The organism is Sphaerisporangium sp. NPDC049003 (genome assembly GCF_043197795.1).
Taxonomy (GTDB): domain Bacteria; phylum Actinomycetota; class Actinomycetes; order Streptosporangiales; family Streptosporangiaceae; genus Sphaerisporangium.
The window spans coordinates 166,840-184,206 of the sequence record NZ_JBICTU010000003.1 but is presented as its reverse complement, the minus strand read 5'-3'; the positions used below and the strand labels follow the sequence as shown (position 1 = coordinate 184,206).

The following is a 17,367-nucleotide window of genomic DNA, read 5'->3' as shown; positions in this document are numbered from 1 at the left end:
CGATCGCCGTGCCAGAGGGAGAACGACGCCTGGTGGTTCCCGTTGACTGCTGACTGCCGCAATTGTCGAGTCGCCCGGTCATCCACGCATCGGCGAAATCACTAGCCTTCTAATGAAGTGGTGAGGTGCGGTGCCCACCCGGGGGTCAGGTGAGGAAGCGGACCAGTTCCACGCGGGAGCGGATGCCGAGCCTGGCGAAGATGTTCCTGAGGTGGTGCTCGACGGTGCGGGGGCTGAGGAAGAGCTGGGCGGCCACCTCGCGGTTGGTGGCGCCCTCGGCGACCATTCGCGCGATCTGGTACTGCTGGGCCGTGAGCTGCTCGGCCTGCGCGGACGCCGGGGACCGTGCGGCGTGGGCGGACGACCGTACGGCCTGACCGGCGGCGCGCAGCTCGCCCCTCGCCTGGTCGATCCACAGGCGGGCACCGAGCCGTTCGAAGGTCTCCAGCGCGCTGTGCAGGTGTTCCCTGGCCGAGCCGGGCCGCCGCTCCCGGCGCAGTGCGCTCCCGAAGAGGAGCTGCGTACGCGCGGTCTCGAACGCGCACGAGCCCCGGTGATGGAGGTCGAGGGCGTGCCGGAAGAGCTCGTCGGCCTCGCCCGGCCCGGCGAGCAGCGCGTGGCACCGCGCCGCGAGCGCGAGCCGGTCGGGGCTGCGGGTGCTGGCCGCCCAGAGGTCGAGCACCCGCAACGCGGCCACGGCCCTGTCCCGGTCCCCCGTGCGCGCGGCGGCCTCGATGAAGATGGGGGTCGCCATGACCCGCACCACGACGTGGCCGTTCCTGCGCTGGGCGCGCAGCCGGTTGGCGGCCTCGGCCACCCGCCCCGCGGCGAGGTCGAGATGGGCCAGCGCCCAGTTGCCGAGTGCCCCGGCCACGCCCAGGCCGTGGGCGTCGGCGAGTTCGAGCGCGGCGCCGGCCCGGATGCGGCAGGTCTCCTCGTCCCCCTGGACTGCTGCGGTGAGCGCGAGCCATGCCAGGTGGTGGCCGGCGGTGTTGAGCTGGCCGGTCTCCTGGGCGAGCCGCAGGCCCTCGACGGCGTTGGCCGCGACGGAGGCGTAGCGGCCCATCCAGATCTCGGCGTGGATCACCGACTCCAGCAGTTGCGGGAGCGCGGAGGCCACTCCCCTGCCGCGCGCGGTCTCGACGGCCCTGGTGGCCAGCGTGAGCGCGTGGGCGTCCTGACCGAGCAGCAGGCTGGCGACGCCCGCCCATACCAGCATGGCAGGGTCGCGCGTGGTGGGGGCCAGCCGCAGGACCCGGCGCAGCGGGTCCGCGGCCTCGGCGTGCTCTCCCCGGAAGGTGGCCGCCATCCCGGCGAGGTACTCGAACATCAGCTGGGTGGCCGGGGAGTCGTCGGGACGGCGAAGCGCGGCGGCGCGGCGGGCGATGGCGAGGAACCGCCGGTTGTCCCCGGCGAGGTAGCCGGCCTCGGCGGCGCGGACGAGCGCGCGCACGCCGAGAGCGCGGTCACGGTCGAGCAGCCATCCGGCGGCGGCGAGGAACCGGTCGTGCGCGTTGCCGGTCTCGCCGCCGAACAGCTCCAGGCTTCCGTGGAGGAGCTCCGCCCGCCCGCGCATCTCCTCGGGGACCGTCAGGGACGACAGCCGGGCGAGCAGCGACCTGGCGTGCTGCGGGTGCCCGGCGTTCGACGCGTGGCGTGCGGCGGCGGCCAGCCGCGCGGCCTTGACGTCGCCGTGCCCGGTGAGCTCCGCCGCGCGTTCGAGCGCGAGGAAGGGCTCCGGGTGGCCGCTGCGCGCGGGCGCGGCCTCCGCCGCCGTGGCCAGCTCGTCCGCCAGTTCCTCGCGGGGGCCGTCGAGGGCCACCGCCCGGTGCCACGCCCGGCGCAGGCGCTGGTGGTCCTGGTCGAGAACGTCCGCCAGCAGGCGGTGCGCCGCCCGGCGCCGGGCCAGGGACGCGCCGGAGTAGACGACCGAGCCCATCGCCGGTTCGGTGAAGGCGTAGCGGTCGCCGGTGGCCCGGACGACCCCGGCGGTCTCGGCCGGTTCGAGGGCGAGGAGCGCGTGCGGGGGCTCGGCGGCCCGGATCAGCGTGGCCGTGTCCAGTTCGGGATCGGCGGCGAGGAGCAACAGCAGGTGCCGGGCGTCGCCGGACAGCCGCGCGAGCCGGTCGGCGCAGGCGCGCCACAGCCGGCCGTGCGGCGGCAGCGACTCGGGCGGCGCGGCGGCTCCCGCCATCTGCTCCGGGGTCAGCGCGCCGACCAGTTCGGTGAGGGCGAGCGGGTTGCCTCGCGCGATGCGGTCGAGCGACGCCCGCAGGTCCTCGCCGAGCCCCAGGGGGGCCAGGTCGTCCACCAGTTCCCGGACGGCGGTCGCGCCGAGCCGGTCGAGGACGCGCACGGGGACGCCCCTCGGCGCGGTCCGGTCGTCGTGCGCCCCGAAGACCAGGGCGATCCGCTCGCCGTCCAGGCGCCGGGCGGCGAAGAAGAGGGCCTCCCGGCTGGCCTCGTCGAGATGGTGGAGGTCGTCGACACAGGCGAGGACCGGCTGGTGCGCGGCGGCCATGGACAGCAGGTCCAGTACCGCGGCCGACAGGGCGAGGCCGCCGTCGGCCACGCCCAGTTCCAGCGCCTTCCTGAGGACGGCCGCGCGAGCCTGGGGCAGCCGGGCAGGGGACTCCCGCAGCGGGCGCAGCAGGCCGTGCAGCCCGGAGAACGCCAGGCGGGACTCCGCCTCCACCCCGGAGGTCCTGAGCAGGAGGAAGTCACCGGCCTGGGCGGCGGCGAAGTCCAGCAGGGCGGTCGTGCCCATCCCCGGCCCGCCGAGCAGGAGCAGCGCCCCGCCCGAGCCGTCGCGGGCGCCGTCCAGCAGCCGCCGCAGGGCGTCCTGCTCGCCGCTTCGACCGCGGAGGGTACGTGCCTGCGTCGTGCGGGAGGCGGGAGACACGTACCCCAGTGTTACGCGCGCATGTCATGGCTGGAAGGGGCGTGACTGGAAGGTTTCACGCGCGGGGAGGAACCGGTGATTTCACCGATGACCCATATCGGCCGAATTACAGGGATACGGACATCCCGATACCCGGTGCGACCATCTCGCGCCCCTGGAACCGCCGGCGATCCGAGCCCTCCAGTCCCCCGGAACGGCCGACGCGCGCGGCCCTTGCGCCCCTCCTCTGGACGGGTCCGCCACTTCCGGACGACGGGTATCCAGGACCACAGATAACCCGAATTCGGGCAGACCGGGTGGGTTGGCCGTAACCGCTCCGTGTCATACCAAGCCGGGCTTTCCAAACCGTTGACGCGGCCGTAGCACGTATGTAACCTTTGGCCAACGACCTGCAAGATTCTTGCAAACCACTGTTCTATTTCTTTCTTAACTCCGCAAGTTCTGGCTGGAACGCACTGCGTCCGTGCACCCGCCCCGCCCCCATCCATGGAGGCCCAGGTGATGTCGGCTTCGGCATTGCGCGGTCGGTCGCCGCCCCCACGACCCTTCGGTTGCAGCGTTCATCGCCGTCTGCGTTGAGATCGGCACCCCCCAGCGACACCTCGAAGCGTCGCGCGGCGGAGGTCACGTACTCCCGCTACACCCTGTCGTTCCAGACGAGAGATAGAGAACTCAATGAAACTGAAGTACCCAGCGTTAAGGCTGGTCGCAGGCATGGTCGCGACCAGCCTGCTCGTATTGGCGGGGCCGGTGCTCCCGGCCTCGGCGGCGGGCCCCAACCTGGCGTCGGGCAAGGCCGCCTCGGCGAGCAGCTACGCCGACGTCTACCAGGCCGCCAACGTCAACGACGGCAACCCGGCGACCTACTGGGAGAGCGCGAACAACGCCTTCCCGCAGTGGGTGCAGGTGGACCTCGGATCCGCCGTCAGTGTGAACAGCGTCGTCCTCAAACTTCCGCCGTCGACCAGCTGGGCCACCAGGACCGAGACCCTGGTGGTGCAAGGCAGCACGAACGGCACGTTCTCCGACATCGTCGGCTCCGCGGGCTACACGTTCAACCCGGCGACCGGCAACACGGTGACGATCAACTTCACCGCGACCACCGCCCGGTACGTACGGCTGAACATCACCGGCAACACCGGATGGCCGGCGGGCCAGATCTCCGAGTTCGAGGTGTACGGCCCGGTCACCGGCGACACCCAGGCACCGACCGCGCCGACCAACCTCGCCTACACCGTGCCGGGTTCGGGCCAGATCAAGCTGACCTGGAACGCCTCCACGGACAACGTGGGCGTCACCGGCTATGACATCTACGCCAACGGCGCCCTGCGCGGCAGCGTGGCCGGCAACGTCCTGACCTACACGGACAACCAGCCCGACACCGCGACGGTGTCCTACTACGTCAAGGCCAAGGACGCGGCGGGCAACGAGTCCGGGAACAGCAACACCGTCACCCGTACCGGCACCGGGGGCGGAGGCTCGAACCTCGCCGTCGGCAAGCCGATCACCGCTTCGGGATCCGTCTTCACCTTCGTGCCCACCAACGCCAACGACAACAACGTGACCACGTACTGGGAGGGCAACGGCGGGGCGTACCCCAACACCCTCACCGTGCAGCTCGGCGCGAACGCCGACGTCAACTCGGTCGTGGTGAAGCTCAACCCGGACAGCTCGTGGGGCACGCGCACGCAGACCATCCAGGTCCTCGGGCGTGAGCAGAGCGCGACCACCTTCGCCAACCTGTCCTCGGCGACGGTCTACACCTTCAACCCCGCCTCCGGGAACTCGGTGAGCATCCCCGTCAGCGGCAGGGTCGCCGACGTCCAGCTCAAGTTCACCAGCAACTCCGGCGCCCCTGCGGGCCAGGCCGCGGAGTTCCAGGTCATCGGCACCGCCGCCCCCAACCCCGACCTGACGATCACCGGCATGTCGTCGTCCCCGGCCGCCCCGATCGAGACCGACGCCATCACGCTGTCGGCCACGGTCAAGAACATCGGCACCGCCTCCTCGGGCGCGACGAACGTCAACTTCTACCTCGGCACCACGAAGGTCGGCACCGCCGCCGTCGGCGCGCTGGCGGCCGGAGCGACGAGCACCGTCTCCGCCAACATCGGGGCGCGTGACGCGGGCACCTACGCGCTGAGCTCCAAGGTCGACGAGGCCGACAGCGTCGTCGAGCAGAACGAGACCAACAACAGCTACACCAACCCCTCCTCGCTCGTCGTCAAGCCGGTCGACACCTCCGACCTCGTGCCGGGGACCTCCTGGTCGCCCAGCAACCCGGCGGCCGGCAACAACGTCACCTTCTCCGTGGCGATCAAGAACCAGGGCACCGTGGCCTCCGCGGGCGGCGCCCACGCCATCACACTGACCGTCGCCAACGACGCCGGCACCGTCGTCAAGACGCTGACCGGCTCCTACACCGGCGCGATCGCCCCCGGCGCCACCACCAGCCCGGTCAACCTCGGCACCTGGACGGCCGCCAACGGCAAGTACACCGTGAAGACGGTGCTCGCCAACGACGCCAACGAGCTGCCGGTCAAGCAGGCCAACAACACCGTCACCCAGCCGTTCTTCGTCGGCCGCGGCGCGAACATGCCCTACGACAGCTACGAGGCCGAGGACGCCGTCGTCGGCGGCGGCGCGGCCGTGGTCGGCCCGAACCGCGACATCGGCGACCCCGCCGGTGAGGCGTCCGGCCGCAAGGCCGTCACGCTGAACTCCACCGGCAGCTACGTCGAGTTCACCACCAAGGCCAGCACGAACACCCTCGTCACCCGGTTCTCCATCCCGGACGGGGCGGGCGGCGGCGGCATCAACTCGACGCTGAACATCTACGTCAACGGCACCTTCCTCAAGCCCATCAACCTGACGTCCAAGTACGCCTGGCTGTACGGCAACGAGACCAGCCCCCAGAACTCGCCCGGAGCGGGGCCGCGTCACATCTACGACGAGGCCAACGTCATGCTCGGGACCACCGTCCCGGCGGGCAGCAAGATCAGGCTCCAGAAGGACGCCGCCAACACCACCAACTACGCGATCGACTTCATCAACACCGAGCAGGTGTCGGTGATCCCGAACCCCGACCCCGCCAAGTACGCGGTGCCGGCCGGCTTCACCCATCAGGACGTGCAGAACGCGCTCGACAAGGCACGCCAGGACACCAGCCTCGTCGGCGTCTACCTGCCGCCGGGTGACTACCAGACGTCCAACAAGTTCCAGGTGTACGGCAAGGGCATCAAGGTCGTCGGCGCCGGTCCCTGGTACACGCGCTTCTTCGCGCCGACCACCCAGGACAACACCGACGTCGGCTTCCGCGCCGACGCGACCGCCAACGGGTCGACGTTCTCGGGCTTCGCCTACTTCGGAAACTACACCTCGCGCATCGACGGCCCGGGCAAGGTGTTCGACTTCTCCAACGTCGCCAACATGGTGATCGACAACATCTGGGTCGAGCACATGGTCTGCATGTACTGGGGCGCGAACACCGACTTCATCACGATCAAGAACTCTCGCATCCGTGACACGTTCGCCGACGGCATCAACATGACGAACGGCAGCACGGACAACCTCGTCAGCAACAACGAGGCCCGTTCGACGGGTGACGACAGCTTCGCGCTGTTCTCGGCCATCGACGCGGGTGGCGCCGACGAGAAGAACAACGTGTACGAGAACCTGACGGCGATCCTCCCCTGGCGTGCCGCCGGCGTGGCGGTCTACGGCGGGTACGCGAACACCTTCAGGAACATCTACATCGCCGACACGCTGACCTACTCGGGCATCACGATCAGCTCGCTGGACTTCGGCTACCCGATGAACGGCTTCGGCGCCTCCCCGCCCACCACGTTCGACAACATCTCGATCGTCCGCGCGGGTGGTCACTTCTGGGGCCAGCAGACCTTCCCCGGCATCTGGATCTTCTCCGCCTCCAAGGTCTTCCAGGGCATCCGCGTGAACAACGTGGACATCGTGGACCCGACCTACAGCGGCATCATGTTCCAGACGAACTACGTCGGCGGCCAGCCGCAGTTCCCGGTCAAGGACACCATCTTCACCAACGTCTCCATCACGGGCGCCAAGAAGAGCGGTGACGCGTTCGACGCCAAGTCCGGGTTCGGCATCTGGGTGAACGAGCTGCCGGAGCCGGGCCAGGGCCCGGCGGTCGGCACGGCCACCTTCAACAACCTGACCCTCAGCAACAACGCCGTGGACATCAAGAACACGACGTCGACCTTCACCATCGTCCGCAACTGACACCAGCGGTTCAACGGCTCCGGGGGCCCACCAGCCCCCGGAAGCCGCCCCGTGACCGAAGTGCCGCCGGAGACCACCTCCCGGCGGCACTTCCGCGTCGATCGGCTGCAGGCCCACAACCAGGGCCGATTCCCGCCAGCACATCGAATCGGCGGAGCGAAGCATGGACCTATGAGCACTGTCCGTACATTCGCCATCGAAGCCGAGGTCCTCGCCGAGCTGCGCGTCCGCGACGATGCCGGGCGTCCGCCCCGCATCGTCACCCCCCCATCTTGGCTCAGCAGTTCGCGGACCCCGACGTGGCGCTGGTACATGTGCGGGCGGTGGAGTTCGGCTGTTTCCTGTTCGAGGTACACCGCGCCTGACCCCCGCACATCGAAGTCCACCGAGCCCTTTCCTGACGACGCAGGTCACAGGTACCAGGTCACCTCCGCCGCATGATCCCACCGCCGGACGCCGGGCCGGGGCGGGCGGTGGGATGATGCCGACCATGAAAGCGTCGAGTTCAGCACTCCACCGACGCTGCCCGCGACCAACGGGTACAGCCACGTCGCCCGCGTCCCAGAGACGGGTTCGTCAACCTGAACCGCCCGCCCACCAGCTCCCTCGTCCAGGTAGCATGCCTCTTCCACCCCGACATCCTCATCGAAATCGAAGCGGTGGCCGCCGTCCGCACAACCACCTGACCGGGCGGACCGGCGCACCGGACGCGCGGCTCGCCGTGCCGCCAGGCCGCCAGGCCGCCCACAGGGCCCGTGCCCGCTCCTTCTGAGGGAGGAGGGGGCTGCCACGGTTGAGGTGCCAGTGGCACAACGGGTTCGGCTGTGCGGAGGAGGGGCGGCGCGGGTCGCTTCCCTAGATTCATGGTGTGACAGATGAAGACATGAAGGTGGCGCGGCCCGGCAGACGGCGCCGGGTGTGGCGTTTGCTGCTGCGGATCACCACCTGGGGCGCGGCCCTGCTCGTGCTGGCGGCGGGCGTGGGATTCGTCTATGAGACGAACGCCCAGCGGGGCGACGCCGCCCACCACAGGCCGCCTGGACGGCTGATTGACGTGGGTGGCCATCGCCTGCACCTGTACTGCACCGGGACAGGCGCTCCCACCGTGGTGCTGGAGGCGGGGCTGGCGGAGTCGAGCGCGAGCTGGGAGGTGATCCAGCGGCGGCTCTCCGCCGGCAACCGGGTGTGCGCCTACGACCGGGCCGGATACGCCTGGAGCGAGGACGGCCCGTTGCCGCCTACGGCCGAGCACGCTGCCGAGGATCTGCACACGCTGCTGGCCGCCGCAGGGGAGGCGGGGCCGTACGTCCTCGTCGCACACTCCTATGGCGGGAACATCGTACGTGTCTTCGCCGACCGATGGCGGAGTCTGACCGCGGGGCTGGTCCTGATCGACGTCACGGACGAGACGGCCGTCTCAGCGCTGCGGATCTCCCGGCCTCTTCTGGCCGTCCAGTTCACCGCCGGCCAGCTCATCGCCCGCCTCGGCCTGCTCAGGCTGTGGGGCGACGCGCTCCTACCGCCCGAGGCCACCGGGGCGGCCCGCGCCCACGCCGTCGTCGTCTACGGTGCCAGGAGCATGGCGGCGGCCCGCTCCGAGGCCTGGACGTCGGTGGAGAGCGCCGCCCAGGTCCGCGCGACGGTCCGTCCGCGAGCGTGGGGGGACCTGCCGGTCGTGGTCATCTCCGCGGGAGGCCAGCCGACGGCCGTCACCGAGCAGGCCAGGCTCCTTGCCGCGCTTTCGACCCGCGGGCGCCTGGTGGTCGCGGCCACCACAGAGCACTACGTGCAGCACGCCCAGCCTGAACTGGTCCTCGGTGCCGTCCACGAGATCGTCCAGGGGGTCGTCGCCGCCCGTTGAGGGCACACCGCGTGATGCATAGGCCACTGTCACCTGGATAGCTGTGCACTTACAGCAGAGAAATAGTAACCGGTTGATAGGGGCTTTCTCATCGCCCCGCCGACGCTGAGAGTGCCACGGAAAGGGCATGCCCTTTCCGTGGCACTCTGCGGAACGGCCTACGCCGGTCCGCCTGTGGCAAGCCGGCTCATGTCAGGTCGGAGCACTTGCGGGCGTCGGGGTCCTTGGCGGCGTTCGGGGACCACCGGACATTGGCGAAGGACGCGGAGAAGGCGCCGTCGGTGTAGACGAGGAACGGCGTGTTGACGTTCTCGAAGTCCAGGTTCGAGGCGAAGCAGGACACCGGGATCTTGACGGTGGCCTTGCTCCCGGCCGGCAGGTTCTGGAACAGCGAGGTCGCCACCACCTCGGCGAAGCACGGGTAGACGCAGTGGGCGCTGATCACCGTCCTCGCCGCGGGAGCCTGGTGGACGATCGTGTCGAAGACCAGCGCGGCGTCGGCGTTGAGGTAGCCGCGCAGGTCGCTGCCGCCCGCGGGGTCCTGCATGTAGATCTGCGCGGGCCCGGTGCCGTTCCAGGTGGCCTTGAGGCCGTCCGCCTGCACGTTGACGTCCGAGGGCACGACGCTGATCTCGGCGTGCGCGGCGGTCCCGTCGACGCCGATCTCGGTGCCTCCCCAGTTCTCGGCGGAGCCGATGAAGCTCTTGTACGGCGCGACGTCCGTACGGTTGAAGAGCTCCAGGTCCTCGGTCGCGGTGCCGCCGCCGCCCGTGGAGCCGCAGGCGAACTCCGGCGAGGCCTCGTCGAGCGTGCCGACCGATCCGGTCTGGCCGTACCGCAGGCCGTAGCCGAGCGGGAAGAGCGGGTCGTAGCCCTCGCCGCCGGGGTTGAGCGGGGTCTGGCACGCGCTCTTCGGCCAGGAGTACGACAGCTTGCCGGTGTAGCCCTCGCTCCGGTGGGAGGTCCGTACGAGCTGGTCGGCGACGCCGCCGCCTTCCGTGCCGGGGAGCCACGCCACGACGAACGCGTCCGAGCGGTTGAGCTCCTTGTTGACGTAGAGCGGGCGGCCGGTGACGTACACGGTGACCACGGGCGCGCCCTTGCCGCGCACCTTGTCCAGGACCGCGAGGTCGCCGGGGTAGAGCTTGGCCGCCTCCAGCGTGCGGCGCCCGAGGTCGCCGACCCCCTCGGCGTACGGCGTCTCGCCGATGACCGCGATGACCGCGTCGTACGCGGCCGGGTCGACGCCGTCGGCGGTCTCACTGAAGGTGACGTTGGACGTGCCGAGCGCCTCGCGCAGCCCGCCGAGGATCGTCGTGCCGTTGGGGAAGTCGGCGTTGGTGTTGCCGGTGCCCTGCCAGGTAAGGGTCCACCCGCCGGTCTGGTTCTGCATGCTGTCGGCGCTCTTGCCGACCACGAGCACCTTGGAACGGGGGGCGAGCGGCAGCACCCTGCCGTTGTTCTTGAGCAGGACCTGCGACTCGCGGACGGCCTCGCGCGCGAGCTGCCTGGCCTGGAGCGCGTCGGCCGATCCGGCCTTGTAGCGGGCCGAGGGCCTGCGCGCGTCGAACACCCCGGCGCGCAGCTTGACCCGCAGAATGCGTGTCACGGCGTCGTCGACGCGCGCCATCGGGATCTCACCGGCACGCACCTGGGCGATGGTGTTGGCGATGAACGCCTTCCAGTCGTTCGGCACCATCACGACGTCGATGCCCGCGTTGATCGCCCGCGCGCAGCTGGAGTTGGTGCACCCGGCGACCTGGCCGATGCCGTTCCAGTCGGAGACCACGACGCCGTCGAAGCCCATCTTCTGCTTGAGGATGTCGGTGAGCGCGCGCTTGCTGCCGTGCAGCTTGCCCTCGTCGATGCCGAGGTCGGCGTTGGTCCAGCTGTTGAACGACGCCATGACGGTCTGGGCGCCGGCCGCGAGCGCGCCATAGTAGCCCTGGCCGTGGATGTTGATCATCTCGCCCTCGGAGGAGGGGTTGACCCCCTGGTCGGTTCCCTTGAGGGTGCCGCCGTCGCCCATGAAGTGCTTGGCGGTCGCGATGACGCCCTTGCCGCCGATGCCGCGCGAGTCGCCGCCCTGCAGGCCCCTGACGGCCTCGTACCCGTAGGCGCGGGTGATGCGGGGGTCCTCGGAGAAGCCCTCGTACGTGCGGCCCCACCGGTCGTCGCGTACGACGGCGAGCGTGGGGGCGAAGGCCCAGTCCTGGCCGGTGGCGCGGATCTGCGTTGCGGTCGCGGCTCCGATGTCGCGGACGAGGCAGGGGTCGTGGGCCGCGCCGAGGCCGATGTTGTGCGGGAAGAGCGTCGCGCCGTAGACGTTGTTGTTGCCGTGGACGGCGTCGATCCCCCAGATGACCGGGATCTTCGTCCGCGTGCCCGTGGAGGCCTGCCAGTAGGCGTCGGCGAGGTCGAGCCAGGCCTTCGGCGTGGCGTGCTTGTCGCCGCCCGGCCAGGAGCCGCCGCCGTTGAGCACCGAGCCGATGCCGTACTGCGCGACCTCGGCCGGAGTGACGGCGGAGATCTCGGGCTGCGTCATCTGCCCGACCTTCTCGGCCAGGGTCATGCCGGCGACGATCTTCGCCACCCGCTTCTCGTCGGCGGGGTTCTGCTTGATGTCGCTCTTGACCTTCGGCCAGTCGGCGAGCGTGGGCAGGCTCTTCTCGATGCGGGCGCAGCCGTGGTCCGTGGCGGGCTTACCGATCACCGGCTGCCGTACGCCCTTGGCGGTGTCGGCGCCCGCGCTCGGGATGCCGGTGGCGCCGGTTGCCAGGATCGCCAGGCCGGCCATCACCGCCAACGCGCCGCGGCGAGCACCTGATCGGACAGGGGGTCTGGTCATGGAGCGTCCGTTCTTGAGGCACGGCGAGGATCGCGCGGCCCCCCGCAGCCGCACTTCGCAGATCTTGACCCTGTGAGAGCCCCGAGTCAATACCTCAATAGAGCGCTCTCTCAGATGGGCACGCTCAGCCCGACCTGAGCCGGAAGAGCTCGTCCGCCGCGTCAATGCACGACGCTCCCAGCTCGTGCGAGGAGAACAGGTGCAGCGTCTCGGCGGTCTCGATCTCCAGCAGGTCCCACCGCAGGCCGTACCGGGCGTTCTGTGCGACCCGGATGTAGGCCACCTCCGACCAGGGCACCCGCTCGCGGCGCGCGAGCCCGGTCACGACCGTGACCCCTTCGGTGTCGGCGGCCAGCCGTACGGGGGCGATCAGGTCGCGTGCGGCGAACCCGCCGAGGAGCACGGCGGCGGCCGCGCAGAGAAGCATGCCCCGTGTGTCACCGGAGACGACGACCGCGACGACGCCGAACGCGATGGCCGCCGCCGACTTGGCGGCGGTGAACTCGCGCCGGATCCGCCACTGCCGCGCCTGCCGGGATATGCCCGTCATGCACGCACGCTATCGCCCACACGGCTCACAGGCGTACCCGGCTTTCGTCCTCCGCTCAGTCGACGAGGTCCAGCGCCGCCGCGACGATGCTGTCGGTGTCGAGCCCGTGGTAGCGGTACACGTCGTCGAGGCCTCCCGACTGGCCGAACTCCGAGACCCCGAGGTGCGTGCCCGGCACCTGGTGGACGCCCGCGAGGAAGGCCAGCGTGTGGGGGTGGCCGTCGGCGACGGTGACGATCGGGGTCGCGCGCCGCGCGGGGAAGACGCTGTCGAGGATCCAGGTGGGCGCGTCACCGTGGCCGCCGCGGCTCCTGACGGCCTCGAAGACCAGCCCGGGGCTCGTCAGGCAGACGACGTCCGCTCCGACGCCCAGCTCGCCGAGGCGGGCCGCGGCGGCGAGCGCCTCGGTCACCACCGCCCCCATCGCCGCGATGGTGACGACGGGACTCTCGTGGCGCCTGAGGGGGTAGGCGCCGGCGACGACCTGGCGCCGCCGCAGCCCACGGGCGGCCGGGTCGGCCGGGACGTTCGCGAGGGTCTGGTCCACGGGCCGGGTCGACAGGCGCAGGTACGCCGAACGCCCGTCCGGCCTGCCGAGCCGCGCGAGGGACGCCAGCAGGCACCACTCCAGGTCGAGCGCGAACGCGGGCTCGTAGGCGGTGCAGCCGGGCTGCTCGATGCCGATGGACGGCGTCTTGATGGACTGGTGCGCGCCGCCCTCCGGTCCGAGGCTGACCCCGGACGGCGTGCCCACCAGGATGGACTGCCCTCCGGCGTAGATGCCGAAGGACCAGGGTTCGAGAGCGCGCTCCACGAACGGGTCGTACACCACGCCGATCGGCAGCAGCGGCTGGCCCCAGCGGGACCAGGTGGCCCCGAGCTCGCCGAGCAGTCCCACGAGGTTGGTCTCGGCGATCCCGAGCTCGATGTGCTGCCCGGTGGGCCGCTCGCGCCAGTGCAGGATGGTCTCGGTGTCGTCGTCGAACCAGTTCCTGCGCTCGTCGGTGGCCCAGACGCCGACCTTGTTGAGCCAGCCGCCGAGGTTGGTGCTTGAGCTGACGTCCGGGCTGACGGTGACCACCCGGGCCCCGGCGCCGGGCGCCTGGCGGGTGAGGTCGAACAGCGTGCGCCCGAGCGCGGCCTGCGTCGTCGCGGTGCCGTGCGGCGTGCGCCCGAAGTCCTCGGGCACGTCCGGGACGGCCTGCGGCGGTGGCGGCGTCCTGCGCAGCCTCCAGGCGGTGTCCGCGCAGCGCAGCGCGGCGGCGCTCCCCTCGGGGAACGGCGTCCACGGCCGCGCGGGGTCGGCGCCGACCCGTGCCGCGAGCGCGTGGAGCTGGTCGGTGGTCAGCAGGGAGGAGTGGTTCTGCGGGTGCCCCTCGCTCGCCAGCCCGTATCCCTTGACCGTGTACGCGAAGATCACGGTCGGGCGGGTGTCGTCGATGGCCGCGAACGCCTCGCGCAGGGCGGACAGGTCGTGCCCGCCGAGGTTGCGGATGGCGGCGTGGAGCGTCGTGTCGTCCACGCCGGCGAGCAGCCCGGCGATGGCTCCGGGGTCCGCGCCGGGGACGGAGGCGTACGTACCCGTGAGGCGGGCCCGCAGCTCGGTGGCGTCGCAGCGGAGCAGCCGCTGGTACTCGGGGTTCGACATGCCGTCGACGCGGGCGCGGAGCGCCTCGCCGCCCGGCCGCGCGAACAGGTCCTCCAGCAGCCCGCCGTACTTCACCGTCAGGACCTGCCAGCCGGCGGCGGCGAACATGCCCTGCAGCCGCGTGCCGCCCATGTTGGGCACCACCCTGTCGAGGGACTGGCGGTTGAAGTCGACGACCCACACGACCTCGCCCAGCTCGGCCACCTGCGGGTCGAGGACGGCCTCCCAGCAGGCGCCCTCGTCGAGCTCCGCGTCGCCGAGGAGCGAGTACTGCCGTCCGGTGCCCGCCCCGCCGAAGTGCGTCTCGACGTAGCGGCGGGCCAGCGCGCCCCAGATCGGCGCGGTCGCCCCGATGCCCACCGAGCCGGTGGAGTAGTCGGCCGGGTCGGGGTCCTTGGTGCGGCTCGGGTAGCTCTGCAGTCCGCCCAACTGGCGCAACGTGGTGAGGTACGACGCGTCGAGCTCGCCCAGCAGGTAGTTGATGGCGTGCAGCACCGGCGACGCGTGAGGCTTCACCGACACCCGGTCGTCGGCGGTGAGACACTCGAACCACAGCGATGTCATGATCGACACGATGGACGCGCTCGACGCCTGGTGCCCGCCGACCTTGAGCCCCGTCGGGTTCGGGCGCACGCGGTTGGCGTGGTCGACCATCGCGGTCGACAGCCAGAGCACCCGCTGCTCGATCTCGCGGAGAACGTCGAGGTCGTCAGCCGGAGCGGCCGGAGCGGAGGAGGCCACGAGGTCCATGTGGTTCATCGATACTTGCCTCTCCAGCAGACGCCAGCCGTCGCTCCGTTGAGCACTTTGCTGAGCCATGCTGACCAACGACGTCGGGTATGCGCAAGAGCACCCCGATTAAGTAAGCTTCATGCACGGTTTTATAGGGGCAACCCCAGGAAGGTGAGGCAGTATGCGCAGCTCGGGAACGCTCGACCGGGTCGACGCACGGCTGCTCCTCGCACTCATCGAGAGCCCGCGGGCCACCGTGCTCGCGCTGGCGGAGCAGGTGGGCCTGTCGCGCAACACGGTACAGGCCAGGCTCGCCAAGCTGGAGGAGCGCGGAGTGCTGGCGGCCTTCGAGCGGAGTCTCGATCCCGAGGTACTCGGATACCCCCTGACGGCGTACATCACCGTGCGGGTCGACCAGCACAGGCTCGCGGCGGTGTCGGACGGTCTCGCCGGCATCCCCGAGGTCATCGAGGTCCTCGGCATCAGCGGAGGGGATGCCGACCTGTTGGTGAGGGTCGCCGCCAAGGACGCCGACGACCTCTACCGGGTCGCCGGCCGGATCCTCGCCACCCCCGGCGTGGAGCGCACCACCACCGCCCTGGCGATGCGCACGCTGGTCGGCCACCGGGTCACCCCCCTGCTGCACCGCACCGCCTCGGGCGACGAGGGCCAAACGAACGCCCCGGCCACACGCACATAAGCCGCCCGGCCGGCGACGGCCCTGAAGGCCGATTCCCCGCGCGGCGGTGGCCGGCTACCGAAGGCCGGTTTGTGGGCCCTCTCGGGGCAGGGCACCGCCGGGCCGCCCCGGCGTCAGGGGACGCCGGATTCGAGCTAGGGGACGAACCTCTCGTTGTGGACGCAGTGGGTCATCGTCAGCCCCGTCACGTCGCGAGGACCGTTCTTCCCGAGGCTGGAGAGCCTCTTCTTGTCCTCTTCGGTCAGGTCCTGGCCCGGCAGCGGCGCCAGGTGCGCGACGTCCTCGGGGCCGATGCCGAGACCCGCGCCCACGCGGAGCCCGAGGTCGTCCTCTGCCATGAGGAAGTGCCAGACCATGCGCTCCTGCACCGCGCGGTCACACTCGGCGATCATGGTGGTGAAGTTCAGCACCAGGTCGTCGCGTTCCCACTCCTCCATCAGCAGGTAGCGCTGGCCCGCCTGCTCGTAGTCGTTGGTCCGCGGGATGCGCTTGCGCGTCAGCCGCCCCCCGATGACCGGGCCCTGCTCGTCGTGCGCGGGGTACCGCCCCTCGCGCAGCCCGCCGGTGATGGAGGGCTCGTAGTTGACGTGCGGGTTCTCGCCCTGGCCGTCGACGTGGTAGGTCATCTGCCCGTCGCGCTGGTTCGTGCGGACCTCGGCGTGCTTGGCCCGGTTCACCGGTAGCTGCAGGTAGTTCGGGCCCACCCGGTGGCGCTGGGTGTCGCTGTAGGAGAACGTCCGCCCGACGAGCATCTTGTCGTCGGAGAAGTCCAGCCCGTCGATCAGCACGCCGGTGCCGAACGAGATCTGCTCGTTCTCGGCGAAGATGTTGGCGACGTTGCCGTTCAGGACCATCCGCCCGACGGGCAGCGCCGGGAACCGGTCCTCGGGCCACACCTTAGTGTCGTCCAGCGGGTCGAACTCCAGCTCCGGGTGCTCGTCGTCGGTCATGATCTGCACCCGCAGCTCCCACTCCGGGTAGTCGCCGCGGTCGATCGCGTCCTGGAGGTCCTTGGTGGCGTGCCCGAGGTCGCGTCCCTGGACGGTGGCCGCGTCGGCGGCGGTCATGCTCCTGACGCCCTGCTTGGGGATCCAGTGGTACTTCACCAGGTGGGTCTCCCCGCGCTGGTTCACCCACTTGTAGGTGTTGACGCCGAACCCCTGCATATGGCGGTAGTCCGACGGGATGCCCCGGGGGCTGAACAGGTTGATAATCATGTGCATGCTCTCCGGCGTCTGCGACATGAAGTCGAAGATCCGTTTCGGTTCCTGGTGGAACGTCACGGGGTCCGGCTTGAGCGAGTGGATCACATCGGGGAACTTGATGGCGTCCCTGATGAAGAACACCGCGAGGTTGTTGCCGACGAGGTCCCAGTTGCCGTCCTCGGTGTAGAACTTCACGGCGAAACCGCGCGGGTCGCGGGCGGACTCCGAGGAGTCCCTTCCGCCGATCACCGTGGAGAACCGGACGGCCACGTCGGTGCGCTTGCCCTTCTCGCGGAACGGCGCGGCACGGGTGTAGCGGCTGATCGGCTCGTCACCCAGGTAGCCGGTCGCCTCGAAGAACCCGTATGTGGTGATGCCGCGCGCGTGCACGACACGCTCGGGGATACGCTCCCGGTCGAAGTGGCTGATCTTCTCCAGGAACTGGTAGTTCTCCAGCGTCGCGGGACCTCGGGCGCCGACCGTCCGCTGGTTCTGGTTGTCGTAGATCGGATGGCCCTGCCGGTTCGTCAGCACCGGTCGCTCGTCGCTGGGCTCCGGTCCGGTGCTCGACACGTCCGTCATGACGACGGCTCCCTCCCTCTGACGGTCACGGTCGTGAACCCCTATCCGCTTTCACCCCCACCGAAGCCCGTGCTTCAGTCAAGAA

At 70.4% G+C, this 17,367-nt stretch carries 9 protein-coding genes; 4 read left to right on the top strand and 5 right to left on the bottom strand.

All coding sequences use genetic code 11. From position 1 onward, the window contains the following. Nucleotides 1-145: 145 nt before the first annotated feature. Nucleotides 146-2,902 carry a LuxR C-terminal-related transcriptional regulator gene (locus ACGFIV_RS04285; protein WP_392831804.1) on the bottom strand — a complete coding sequence of 919 codons (2,757 nt, stop codon included), beginning with the start codon at nucleotides 2,900-2,902 and terminating at the stop codon, nucleotides 146-148. A gap of 714 nt (nucleotides 2,903-3,616) precedes the next feature. Here ACGFIV_RS04285 and ACGFIV_RS04280 point away from each other — a divergent pair. From ACGFIV_RS04280 to ACGFIV_RS04270, 3 genes are all read left to right on the top strand, one after another. Beyond that, nucleotides 3,617-7,156, top strand: coding sequence for a discoidin domain-containing protein (locus ACGFIV_RS04280; RefSeq protein ID WP_358559737.1), 3,540 nt, complete (start codon nucleotides 3,617-3,619; stop codon nucleotides 7,154-7,156). Nucleotides 7,157-7,428: 272 nt separating this feature from the next. Then, complete coding sequence (locus ACGFIV_RS04275; protein WP_358559739.1) at nucleotides 7,429-7,521, top strand: DUF1203 domain-containing protein; 93 nt, start codon at nucleotides 7,429-7,431, stop codon at nucleotides 7,519-7,521. Nucleotides 7,522-8,024: 503 nt separating this feature from the next. Continuing rightward, nucleotides 8,025-9,017, top strand: a complete 993-nt coding sequence (locus ACGFIV_RS04270; RefSeq protein ID WP_358559741.1) for an alpha/beta hydrolase — start codon at nucleotides 8,025-8,027, stop codon at nucleotides 9,015-9,017. 187 nt (nucleotides 9,018-9,204) lie between these two features. On the opposite strand, the gene ACGFIV_RS04265 is transcribed toward ACGFIV_RS04270, so the two are convergent. The 3 genes from ACGFIV_RS04265 to ACGFIV_RS04255 form a co-directional block, all read right to left on the bottom strand. Then, entirely contained in the window at nucleotides 9,205-11,865 is a 2,661-nt protein-coding gene (locus ACGFIV_RS04265; RefSeq protein WP_392831799.1) for a glycoside hydrolase family 3 N-terminal domain-containing protein, read from the bottom strand. 124 nt (nucleotides 11,866-11,989) lie between these two features. Beyond that, a complete protein-coding gene (locus tag ACGFIV_RS04260; RefSeq protein WP_358559745.1) occupies nucleotides 11,990-12,415 on the bottom strand; it encodes a PH domain-containing protein in 426 nt (141 codons plus the stop codon). A 55-nt stretch (nucleotides 12,416-12,470) separates the two neighbouring features. After that, nucleotides 12,471-14,822, bottom strand: a complete 2,352-nt coding sequence (locus ACGFIV_RS04255; protein WP_392831796.1) for a pyruvate dehydrogenase — start codon at nucleotides 14,820-14,822, stop codon at nucleotides 12,471-12,473. A gap of 154 nt (nucleotides 14,823-14,976) precedes the next feature. Here ACGFIV_RS04255 and ACGFIV_RS04250 point away from each other — a divergent pair, with 154 nt between their 5' ends. After that, nucleotides 14,977-15,495, top strand: coding sequence for an Lrp/AsnC family transcriptional regulator (locus ACGFIV_RS04250; protein WP_358561461.1), 519 nt, complete (start codon nucleotides 14,977-14,979; stop codon nucleotides 15,493-15,495). Between the two features lie 134 nt (nucleotides 15,496-15,629). Here the strand turns inward: ACGFIV_RS04250 and ACGFIV_RS04245 are convergent, their stop codons facing one another. Next, the gene (locus ACGFIV_RS04245) at nucleotides 15,630-17,282 is read right to left on the bottom strand and encodes a catalase (RefSeq protein ID WP_358561464.1); all 1,653 of its coding nucleotides are present in this window, start codon (nucleotides 17,280-17,282) and stop codon (nucleotides 15,630-15,632) included. Between the last annotated feature and the right edge of the window lie 85 nt (nucleotides 17,283-17,367).